Here is a 9,135-nt window from a genome sequence, read left to right on the forward strand (position 1 = left end):
CACGAGTATTGAGCATAGTCGAGATTGGTGCAGACGACTCCTGATATTGGGCTGTCAGGAGCCGTATGCACACCAGGCGTTACATCCAGTCAGATGGTGCGGTCGTCTTCTGAAAACGACACCAAAATCAGAATGTCACATAATCGAACGTATATATGACAGGGATAATATGTTAATAGGGTATATGCGGGTGTCAAAAGCTGATGGTTCACAGGCGAATGATTTACAACGTGATGCGCTGATCGCTACTGGAGTTGATGTTGCCCATCTTTATGAGGACCGGGCATCAGGCAAGCGAGAAGATCGGCCCGGACTAATCGCCTGTCTGAAAGCGCTAAGGCCTGGCGACACACTGATCGTATGGAAACTGGATCGACTGGGTCGAGACCTTCGTCATCTCATTAATACAGTGCATGACCTGACCGAGCGCGGTATAGGTCTGAAGGTACTGAGCGGTCACGGTGCAACTATCGATACCACGACGGCTGCCGGCAAACTCGTATTTGGCATCTTTGCTGCACTGGCTGAGTTTGAACGCGAACTGATTTCCGAGCGAACGACTGCAGGCCTTGCCTCAGCAAGAGCCCGCGGGAGGAACGGCGGACGGCCTTACAAAATGACGCCAATAAAATTGCGACTGGCAATGGCATCAATGGGGCGGCCAGAGACGAAAGTCAGTACGCTATGCCAGGAGCTGGGGATAACCCGACAAACGCTGTACCGCCACATATCCCCGGATGGTCAACTGCGCGCTGACGGCATAAAGCTGCTCAACAGGGGATAATTCTGGTGCCCGCGTAAAACCTTTTTACAAAGATGACTCAGGTTTACTGTTCAGTAAACGGCTGTACTCCTTCTTTGCATCTCCCTCAGAAAATTCACCGCACCAGCGGGACACCACCACGGTTGCTACGCTGTTGCCGATGGTGTTACAGGTGGCGACTGCCATTGACATAAAGCGATAGACGCCAAAGATCAAAGCCAGCCCTTCCACCGGCAGATGCCCAACGGTAGCAACCGTGGCGGCGAAGACCACGAAAGTCCCGCCAGATACTGCGGCAGCGCCTTTTGAGGTGACCAGCATTACCGCCAGAATACCTAATTGCTGCTGCCAGCTCAGATCGATGCCATACGCGTTGGCAATGAACAGCGTGCACATCGACATATAAATGCTGGTGCCATCGAGGTTAAAGGCATATCCGGTTGGCAGTATCAATCCAACACTCTGACGGGAGCAACCAAAGCGCTCCAGCTTTTGCAGCAGGCGCGGCAGTGCGCTCTCCGAAGATGCGGTGCCCAGCACGATGAAAATCTCATCTTTGATGTATTTGAGAAAACGCCATAAGCTGAAGCCGGAGAGGCGGCAAATGGCAGCCAGCACGACAAGGATAAAGAAGGCAACGGCAACATAGAACATCAACACCAGATTCAGCAGCGACAGTAATACTGAACTGCCATTGCTGCCGACGGCATATGCCACCGAGCCAAAGGCACCGAGCGGTGCGAGACGCATGATCAGGTTGATAAATTCAAAGAAGCATTCGGAAATGCGGCTCATGCCACTTTCAATGACAGTGCGCCTCTCCTGACTCAGCGCCAGCAGGGCAAAACCAAAGATGATTGAGATAACCAGCACCTGCAGCAACTGACCACCGGCAAAGGCACCAATGAAGTTGTCCGGGAAGATGGCGTAAATAAACTCCATGGTACTGGACGGTGCGTGGCCTTTTGCCAGCGTCATGTTTACTGCCGAAGTGGCGGCCTCGCTGACGCTGCTGCCCATGCCTGCACCAATATTAAGCAGGTTAGCCCATCCCAGACCCAGCGCTAACGCAAGTGTTGAGATCAGTTCGAAATAGATCAGCGCACGTACGCCTATTTTCCCGACCTTCTTAATATCGCCCGCTGAAGCAATACCGTGTACAACAGTAAAAAAGATGAGCGGTGCAACGGCGGTTTTAATCAGCTTCAAAAAAATGTCGCCGAGTATTTTGAATTTTACCGCAAACTCGGGCAAGGCAAAGCCCAGAACAATTCCGAGCACCATCGCGGCGAGTACCTGAAACGTCAGCCCTTTCCAGAACGGTTTAACTGTAGACATGGCATTGTTCTCTTATTGGCAGGTAGGGTACAGGGCAGTCTGGCTGCCCTTGTTGGTACTATTTTTTATTTTTTTCGGAAGCCAGCAGGGCACGATCCACCATCACTGGCGCGAGTCCGGTGTAGTTGCCCGGTTCTGTCAGTGCCTGTAATTCCGCCTTGCTGAGCCTGGCAGTCACAATCTCATTACGCAGCAGCGCATCCAGTAGTGGCATATTCTCAGTATTAGCAACCCGACAGGCGTCATACACCACGTCATGTGCCGTCTGGCGACCCAGTTGTGGTGCCAGTCCCATCATCACTGCTTCGGCGACGATAAGGCCCCGAGTCATGTCGAGATTCCTGCGCATGTTGTCGGGTTTCACTTCCAGACCGTTTAGCATGAAAACGGCCTGCTCAAGCGCAGCACTGCTTAACATGAAGGATTCGGGAATGGCGACCCACTCCGCCTGCCATGGACCGGTTGAACGCTCGAAATCCTGAATCATTGCGTCCAGCATCAGGCCTGCATGCTGGCGGACACCTTTGGCTGCTGCATAGATAATTTCGCAGGAGATCGGATTGCGCTTCTGCGGCATGGTACTGCTGGCACCGCGCCCCTTAACGAATGGCTCATAGGCCTCGCCCAGCTCGCTGGTCATCATCATCATGATATCCAGCGCCACTTTACCGAGCGAGCCGGTCACCAGACCCAGGAAGTTGAGGGTTTCGGCGAAGCCGTCGCGCGCCACATGCCATGTGGTCTGCGGTACGCCCAGGCCGAGTTCCTCCATCATCGCTTGCTGTACCTCAAGCCCCTTTTCGCCCAGCGAAGCAAGAGTGCCGGCAGCTCCTGCGAACTGCCCTACTTCAACGCGGGGACGCAACTGAGCAAGCCGTTCGGCGTGACGATCAAACATGCTCAACCAGACGGCACATTTGTAGCCAAAGGTGACAGGCAGTGCATGTTGCAGATGAGTACGCCCCGCCATTGGTGTGTCGCGATGCGCTTTCGCCAGTGTGGTCAGCGCCGTTCTGACGTGCTGAAGATCGGTGGCAACGATATCCAGCGCAGAGCGAATCTGTAAAACTACCGCCGTATCCATGATGTCCTGCGTGGTCGCTCCCCAGTGAACATAGCGTCCGGCTTCGCCGCATATTTTTGAGAGTTGCTCAACCAGGGGCAGGATTGGATAACCGACAATTTCTGTCTGATGTTGCATCTCACTGAGGTCTAACGCGTCATAACGTGATTTTTCAGCAATCTCGACCGCTGCACTGGCCGGGATAATTCCGCAACGCGCTTCAGCTCTGGCCAGTGCGACTTCCGTTTCGATATAACGTTCAATCAATGCTTTATCAGAGAAGACCGCGCGCATTTTTTCTGTGGCAAACATGTTCCTGAACAGCAGGGAATCGTATACGGTGCTAGACATAAAAAACTCCTGACAGACATGTACGTACATTTTAAATATGTTCGTACATAATTAAAGCGTCGCAGGAGCTCAGTCAATTTGATCCTTGAATGGAATGTTAGAAATATGATCCCGGTTAGATATTTAATGGTGGCCAGAAAGCTTTCGGATGCGATTAACTGCGGTGAGTATCCGGTTGGCACATTATTGCCGACAGAACATGAATTATCTGAGATGTTCCAGGTCAGCCGTAGCACCATCCGGGCAGCTATTGCACGTCTGCAGGAACAAGGTTTAGTGTCGCGCAAAAAACGTGTTGGCACGCGCGTGGAGGCATCTACCTGTCAGAAAGGGTACTCCCAGACTTTAGGTTCCGTTGCGGACCTGGCGCATCTCGCAAAAACGCAACAGCGCGAAGTGAAAGAAGTCGAGCAATTTGTGGCGGATAAGGCACAGGCTGAGCGCCTGGGACTGGAGCCAGGTGGTAATTATGTGCGTATTTCAAGTGTCAGGACGGACAGCGAACATCCCGGAAAGCCGGTATGCTGGACGGATGTCTATGTAGCGAAACAGTTTGTATCGGTTGTTCCGCTGGCGAAAGAGCGAAAAGAAGTACTGATAGCCGCCATTATTGAAGCAGAGTTTGGTCTGGTCATTAACACTATAGAGCAGCGGGTTAAGGCTGTCCTGATAACCAAAGAACTGTCAAAAGCGCTGAATACCGCGGCAGGTGAACCCGCACTGGAAATCACGCGTGTCTATCGCGATCAGGATACCAACATGATGGTGACGTCAGTAACAGTTCATCCTCATGAGCGTTTCGCGCTTATTATGAAACTTGAGAGAGATAAAAATAAAACAAGTTAAGTGCTGTCTCCGGCATCCGCCTGTTTTTTGGAGAGCTTACCTGTTCAGGGATGTTGACAGTAAGGACCACACACTTGCAGATGGTCGGAGAGCGAGAGGTCAACGGCCAATCGGAGTATGGTATTGACCTAAGACGCAGCGCGTTTAAGACAATTTCAACGAACATGACGAACACCAGACACCGAAGCCGGTGCTGAACTCCCTTCCGCTCGCTCTGAGTGGGCTTCCATGAAGCGTGAGATTATCCTGCGCTATCCTGACTGACTCAGCACTGGCGCATATTGGAATGGCTGCCTATTAAGCAGATACAGGAGCCATACTGCACCAGGAAGCTATCATCATACAAAAAGTGTCTGATTAATTTGTTTCAGTTCATCCGGGATAGAAGCAATCTCGATCGCATCGTCACAATGCTTTGACTGCAACATAGATGACGGAAAAATCTGGGATTCTGGCGTAGAACCCCTGACTGAAAATTCAGCTCCGTGACGGCCTGTCCCAGCAGGTTCTGCCGTAACCGCCAGTGATGCGCCAATGCGCGTTCTTCCCGACGCATCTTACGGGTAAAGGCGAGGCTGCTGCGCTGTTTCCGGCGCTCAGTCCGGCTGTGCTGCACCTCGGGGAACAGTTCGGCCTGAACATCAACCGGCAGCGGCAGCGGACAGCACTCTCCGTGACTGGCAATCAGTGCATCGAGTGCCTCTTCCACCTGCTTAAGACTGCTCAGACGATGCTTCGGGTCCCAGTTCAGGCCGGGAATGCGCTGCGCCACGGTCGTGTTCATGCGGCTGTTCCCGGTCAGCAGGCGCAGAAAGGTACGCACGTGTGGCGCTGCAGACAGACGAGCACCGCGCTGGCGGGCATTCTCCACGGTCATGATGGCCTGCAGCGCAGCCTGCCTGGCAGGCTGCAGGGTGACAAGGGAACGGGACGAAGGGATCATTGTGCGCCCTCCTGTTCCAGCGTACTTATGATACTGGCGCAGGAATATCCGTCAGTATCGAGACACGCTATCAATGCCAGCGTGTGGGAGATCAACGCCGGGTTAAATTCTTCCATGCTGCGAACAACAGAGAACGGCTGGCCAGCACGTGTCACAAAGACGATCATCCAGCGGTCACTCAACTCTCCGGGGCTGCAGACAGCGACATCAAAATGGCAATGGGTCGGAGAAAAGCGGACCTGCACCGGGAAAAAGCCCCCAAATTCGCACCGGTACTCGGCATTCACGGACCAGCCGGACGGTGAGGTCAGATCGCGCATGACAGCGTGGCTCAGCTCCCGGCGAAAATCTTCACCGGCTGCACGGTAGTCTTCCAGCTCGTCAGCGGACATGGTTTTGAGAACATCCAGAGTCAGTAACGTTTTCATTTTCAGTCTCCTTATCGCCGCCCCGCAGGGCGGCGTCTCCGTTATCAGGCAGCGTGGGAAGTCGGTTTGTCAGTGTCCGGGACAGCATGTGCATCGTCCGGCGTTACGGCATCCGGGGACTGCATCCAGCCCGGTACCCAGCGGGAGCCGGAGAGCCACTGTTCAGCATGGCTGGCAGCATCACCCTTTTTCATTTTTTCGGCATCCGAGGCGGCTCCGGTCAGCCCGGCCTCCTTCAGTGCCGCCACAATCTGGGCCTTGCTGAGCAGCCCGAGGAAGTTATCCGCTGTCGGCTGCCACCAGTCGCGCAGATGGAACCCGAGCGCCGCCTCCACGCCATCGAGGTCACTGCGGCGGGTATGGCCACATTCACGGGTCTGGACGCCATCGACGGAACAGGCGGTACAGAAGGCCATCAGCGACATCAGGGTCTGTCCGTCGAGGGTAAAGAAGGTGGTGAAATCTTTCTGCCAGCCCTCCGGCAGCAGGGCTTCCAGACGGGCTTTCTCCTGCATCAGATACCGCCATGCCTGACCGTCCTCTCCGGTCGGGGCTTCACTGGTCAGGCCGCTGTGATGCACCTCAAGGCGCAGGACAAACGGGTGCCGGGTGGTGGTGCAGTAGTCGAACACGCAGCTGCACAGCCGCCAGACCATCAGGGCCACGGCTTTCTGTGGCTGCTTAACCAGTTCGGCCTGAACCGCCAGTGTCCTTTCTGAAGACATTTTTTTCAGGAGCGGCACGCTGATACCCTCTGCTGCATCCGGCATACTGCGGGTGACCACATGCACAGAAGCCTGCTCGCCACCGTGCTCCCCGCCGTCAGATGCCGCCGTCTGGATCTTCTTCTGCACACCACGCTGGACGCAAAGCTCACCGTCATACAGGCTGACCACCACGCCACAGGCCGCTTTCTGCTCCGGTGTCCACGCCCGAACCGATGCGGCATTTTCAATCTCATCGATCAGCACCTGAATGGCGGCTTCGTCCTCAAAGGTTTCCGTTGCCTCCATCGTGGCGTACAGTTCATCAAGACGCTGCAGTTCCTCAGCGCTGAATTCCCCCTCCGGCGCCGGCAGCACCAGATAATGCTCGCGGTCATCGCCGTAGTTTCTGACGGATCCCTCACGAGCCAGTGACCATGACCAGCCTTCCTGTTGTTCGATGGCCAGCGCAGCCGCCGCCAGCTTCTCCTGAACCAGACGCTCAACCAGTACCCCGTCCGCCGTTCCGTCTCCCTCCTGGGCGCTGAACAGATCCTCACGCACCACGCCCCCGGCGGCCTCATACGCTTCACGACCGATAAACACGAAGCGGGAGTGGGTTACGGCGATTTCCGTATCCGTGATGGCCCGCTTCAGCAGGTGAGCGGGTGTGCTGCCGTATGAGGTTTTCACCTGGTCATACACCTGCACCTGACGTGCCGGGTCGCTCTCCAGACTCAGGGCCTGACACTGCTCCACGTCGAGTTTGTCCTCTGCCAGCAGGGTAATCAGTTCCGGGGCGAGGTTTGCCAGCTTCAGCATGCGCTGAACGTGACGGGCACTGTAGCCCAGCTGGTCCCCGATTTGCGCCGGGGTTTTCCCCTGTTCTGAGAGGGTACGGAACCCGCTGATTTGCTCTGCCGGGTGCATGGCCACACGCTTGTCGTTCTCGACAATCGAGGCGACCACCGCCAGGTCGTCACTGACACGCTTGACGACAACCGGATATCCGGCATCGATACGCTGCTCGCTGAGCAACTGTTGCAGGGCGGCAAGACGACGGCCACCTGCAGCCACACCTGACATACCGTCCGGCAGCGAGTGAACCACCAGATTCTGGATCAGGCCGATCGCCATGATGGAATCAGCCATCTCCCGGACACTGTCAGCCGGATAGGGGATCGTGCGAACGTTCAGCGGGGATTTGACCAGCGACGACAGCGGCACTATTTCAATCTGAGCAGCCTCAAGCGCGGCTTTGAGGGCGGCGGCTTCGGCAGGGTTCACCGTTTTTTTGCTGGTTTTAACCGTTGCTTTTGCTTTAGACTCGGTCACTGACATAATTAATTTCTCTCCGATATTGATTAATGTCTGCCGGGCAGGCCCATCTGCCCGGCACCTCTTACGGCTTATTGCGTTTTGCGTACTCCGTAGTCCCGGATATAGCGGTTCATCAGGTACTCACCGCCCGGTTCAAAATTCCAGACGCGCCAGATCATGCTGCCGTCATCCTGATGACGGACGACAAGGCGAAAATGGGTCCCTGGTCATCTTCAATCGCCACATTCTGATACTGCGCGGCGACAATCTGAGCCTGCTCGCGGGTAAACGTGCCATCCGGCATGGATTCAAGCGGGGACAAAACGTTATGGTCCATATGTTTCTCCTTCTCTGCCCCGCCTGAACGGGGCGTGTTCATCATGGTTTAAAAGGGCGCATCGTCATCCATTGGTGGGAAATCATCCGGGAGTGGCTGAGGCGGTTGCTGAGACGGAGCCGCATCCTGACGGCCTTTCTTACCGCCCTTCGCTTTCGGGGATTTAGCCGGGGCCTGAGCAGGTTGTGCCGGGGTGGCAGGACTCTGCGGCGCGGCGCTCTCAGGCTCACCGGATTCACGGCGGCCGCCGAGCATCTGCAGGGTGCCGTTCTGGCCGACCAGCACCTCGGTGACGTAGCGCGTGACTCCGGCATCGTCCTGCCAGTTGCGGGTGCGCAGCTGGCCCTCGATGTAGACCTGTGCGCCTTTACGCAGGTATTCGCCCGCCACTTCCGCGAGCTTGCCGAACATGACAACACGGTGCCACTCGGTGTTTTCGCGCATCTCTCCCGTCTGCTTGTCACGCCATGTTTCAGACGTGGCCAGCGTCAGATTGGCCACTGCGCCCCCGTTGGGCATGTAACGCACGTCCGGGTCCTGTCCCAGATGTCCGACCAGAATGACTTTGTTAACGCCACGTGCTGCCATGATGAATCTCCTTACTCTGTTGTTTTGTCTTTAAAAACCATCACCCGTTGAGTTGCCGGGGCCGCGGTTTTGACTTTGTGCGGGGACCTGCTGAACCTGCCCCCTGGTATTAACTTCACCCGTTTGAGAGCCGTTCGCCGCAAGGGCAAAGACGCCACGGCCTGACGCATCTGTCCGGGGCAGGACACAAAAGTTTTTGCGGTTCCATGCAAAAAGTTTTGTGGACTGTTCATTACACCCTGGACAGCCAATGCGACAGGTTGTGGCTATGTCAGCCCGGGCGAATGGACTCAAAAGGGTGATACGGGTACCAGGGGAAAGGAGCAGGCACCCGCCGCAACGACGGAACGCGCGGGCGCGAAACGGCGTTGCCCTGCAGAGTGCAGGCAGCTTTATCGCCGGCACGGTGAAAGCGGCGCGGCCGGAACGGTCGCAGCAAGCGCTGCCGTTGACC

At 55.8% G+C, this 9,135-nt stretch carries 8 protein-coding genes and 2 pseudogenes; 2 read left to right on the forward strand and 8 right to left on the reverse strand.

The features are described 5' to 3' along the window. Positions 1 to 169: 169 nt before the first annotated feature. Positions 170 to 784: a recombinase family protein gene (locus HMPREF3142_RS22290; RefSeq protein ID WP_070612618.1), complete on the forward strand. Its 615-nt coding sequence runs from the start codon at positions 170 to 172 to the stop codon at positions 782 to 784. Positions 785 to 808: 24 nt separating this feature from the next. Here the strand turns inward: HMPREF3142_RS22290 and dctA are convergent, their stop codons facing one another. Continuing rightward, positions 809 to 2,101: a C4-dicarboxylate transporter DctA gene (gene dctA / locus HMPREF3142_RS22295; RefSeq protein ID WP_070612620.1), complete on the reverse strand. Its 1,293-nt coding sequence runs from the start codon at positions 2,099 to 2,101 to the stop codon at positions 809 to 811. A gap of 58 nt (positions 2,102 to 2,159) precedes the next feature. Next, positions 2,160 to 3,515 (reverse strand): class-II fumarase/aspartase family protein, encoded by a 1,356-nt coding sequence (locus HMPREF3142_RS22300; protein WP_070612622.1) that lies wholly within the window; start codon positions 3,513 to 3,515, stop codon positions 2,160 to 2,162. A 78-nt stretch (positions 3,516 to 3,593) separates the two neighbouring features. Between HMPREF3142_RS22300 and HMPREF3142_RS22305 the strand changes: the two genes are divergently transcribed. Beyond that, positions 3,594 to 4,361 (forward strand): GntR family transcriptional regulator, encoded by a 768-nt coding sequence (locus tag HMPREF3142_RS22305; protein WP_228706485.1) that lies wholly within the window; start codon positions 3,594 to 3,596, stop codon positions 4,359 to 4,361. A gap of 466 nt (positions 4,362 to 4,827) precedes the next feature. Here the strand turns inward: HMPREF3142_RS22305 and HMPREF3142_RS22310 are convergent. The 6 genes and pseudogenes from HMPREF3142_RS22310 to HMPREF3142_RS29650 all read right to left on the reverse strand — a co-directional run. Beyond that, a pseudogene (locus tag HMPREF3142_RS22310) lies at positions 4,828 to 5,304 on the reverse strand (plasmid SOS inhibition protein A); the annotation flags it as partial. Next, entirely contained in the window at positions 5,301 to 5,732 is a 432-nt protein-coding gene (gene psiB, locus HMPREF3142_RS22315; RefSeq protein WP_070612626.1) for a conjugation system SOS inhibitor PsiB, read from the reverse strand. The pseudogene HMPREF3142_RS22310 and the gene psiB, both read right to left, overlap by 4 nt. 44 nt (positions 5,733 to 5,776) lie before the next feature. Further along, positions 5,777 to 7,777 (reverse strand): ParB/RepB/Spo0J family partition protein, encoded by a 2,001-nt coding sequence (locus HMPREF3142_RS22320; RefSeq protein WP_048295712.1) that lies wholly within the window; start codon positions 7,775 to 7,777, stop codon positions 5,777 to 5,779. 68 nt (positions 7,778 to 7,845) lie between these two features. Beyond that, positions 7,846 to 8,138 (reverse strand): annotated as a pseudogene (locus tag HMPREF3142_RS22325) (DUF905 domain-containing protein). Positions 8,139 to 8,141: 3 nt separating this feature from the next. Next, entirely contained in the window at positions 8,142 to 8,681 is a 540-nt protein-coding gene (gene ssb, locus HMPREF3142_RS22330; protein ID WP_032752069.1) for a single-stranded DNA-binding protein, read from the reverse strand. A 271-nt stretch (positions 8,682 to 8,952) separates the two neighbouring features. Continuing rightward, the coding region (locus HMPREF3142_RS29650; protein ID WP_218070291.1) for a hypothetical protein at positions 8,953 to 9,135 on the reverse strand (183 nt) is incomplete at its 5' end.

Origin of the sequence: Klebsiella sp. HMSC16C06 (genome assembly GCF_001808325.1) — a bacterium.
Lineage (GTDB): Bacteria > Pseudomonadota > Gammaproteobacteria > Enterobacterales > Enterobacteriaceae > Klebsiella > Klebsiella variicola.